This window comes from Enterococcus sp. UD-01, assembly GCF_044909655.1.
Classification (GTDB): domain Bacteria; phylum Bacillota; class Bacilli; order Lactobacillales; family Enterococcaceae; genus Enterococcus_L.
Window position 1 is genome coordinate 1 of the sequence record NZ_JBIYEU010000035.1, and the last position, 1,725, is coordinate 1,725.

General features: G+C 51.0%; 2 rRNA genes. Both read left to right on the top strand.

Features of this window, described 5'->3' with window-relative positions:
* Nucleotides 1–1,512: ribosomal RNA gene (locus ABH902_RS15740) — 23S ribosomal RNA — on the top strand; the annotation flags it as partial.
* Nucleotides 1,513–1,606: 94 nt separating this feature from the next.
* Nucleotides 1,607–1,722, top strand: a 5S ribosomal RNA gene (rrf, locus tag ABH902_RS15745).
* The last annotated feature ends 3 nt before the right edge of the window (nucleotides 1,723–1,725 follow it).

Sequence of the window (1,725 nt, forward strand, 5' to 3'; positions counted from 1 at the left end):
AGGCGTAGGCGATGGACAACAGGTTGATATTCCTGTACCAGTTGTTTTTGTTTGAGCAATGGAGGGACGCAGGAGGCTAAGGAATGCATGCGACTGGAAGTGCATGTCCAAGCAGTAAGTCTTGAGTAGAGTCAAATGCTTTACTCTTTACGGACAAGCTGTGATGGGGAGGGAAATAATAGTACCGAAGTTCCTGATGTCACACTGTCAAGAAAAGCTTCTAGTGAGAAACCAACTGCCCGTACCGTAAACCGACACAGGTAGTCGAGGAGAGTATCCTAAGGTGAGCGAGCGAACTCTCGTTAAGGAACTCGGCAAAATGACCCCGTAACTTCGGGAGAAGGGGTGCTGACTTCGGTCAGCCGCAGTGAATAGGCCCAAGCGACTGTTTATCAAAAACACAGGTCTCTGCAAAATCGAAAGATGACGTATAGGGGCTGACGCCTGCCCGGTGCTGGAAGGTTAAGAGGATGGGTTAGCTTCGGCGAAGCTCAGAATTGAAGCCCCAGTAAACGGCGGCCGTAACTATAACGGTCCTAAGGTAGCGAAATTCCTTGTCGGGTAAGTTCCGACCCGCACGAAAGGCGTAACGATTTGGGCACTGTCTCAACGAGAGACTCGGTGAAATTTTAGTACCTGTGAAGATGCAGGTTACCCGCGACAGGACGGAAAGACCCCATGGAGCTTTACTGTAGCTTGATATTGAGTGTTTGTACCACATGTACAGGATAGGTAGGAGCCGAAGAGACCGGAACGCTAGTTTCGGAGGAGGCGCTGGTGGGATACTACCCTTGTGTTATGAACCCTCTAACCCGCAGCCCTGATCGGGCTGGGAGACAGTGTCAGGTGGGCAGTTTGACTGGGGCGGTCGCCTCCTAAAAGGTAACGGAGGCGCCCAAAGGTTCCCTCAGAATGGTTGGAAATCATTCGCAGAGTGTAAAGGCAGAAGGGAGCTTGACTGCGAGACAAACAAGTCGAGCAGGGACGAAAGTCGGGCTTAGTGATCCGGTGGTTCCGCATGGAAGGGCCATCGCTCAACGGATAAAAGCTACCCTGGGGATAACAGGCTTATCTCCCCCAAGAGTCCACATCGACGGGGAGGTTTGGCACCTCGATGTCGGCTCGTCGCATCCTGGGGCTGTAGTCGGTCCCAAGGGTTGGGCTGTTCGCCCATTAAAGCGGCACGCGAGCTGGGTTCAGAACGTCGTGAGACAGTTCGGTCCCTATCCGTCGCGGGCGTTGGAAATTTGAGAGGAGCTGTCCTTAGTACGAGAGGACCGGGATGGACTTACCGCTGGTGTACCAGTTGTTCTGCCAAGGGCATTGCTGGGTAGCTATGTAGGGAAGGGATAAACGCTGAAAGCATCTAAGTGTGAAGCCCACCTCAAGATGAGATTTCCCATTTCTTTAAGAAAGTAAGACCCCTGAAAGATGATCAGGTAGATAGGTTGGAAGTGGAAGTGCAGTGATGTACGGAGCGGACCAATACTAATCGGTCGAGGACTTAACCAAAAGAAATAAAATAAAAGATCTTGGTAAGAAATGATTACAAGCTTCAATCCAGTTTTGAGTGAAGGATCACTCAAGTAAATACAACAACACCCAGTGTGGTGGCGATAGCGAGAAGGATACACCTGTTCCCATGCCGAACACAGAAGTTAAGCTTCTTAGCGCCGATTGTAGTGAAGGGTTTCCCTTTGTGAGAGTAGGACGTCGCCGCGCTAA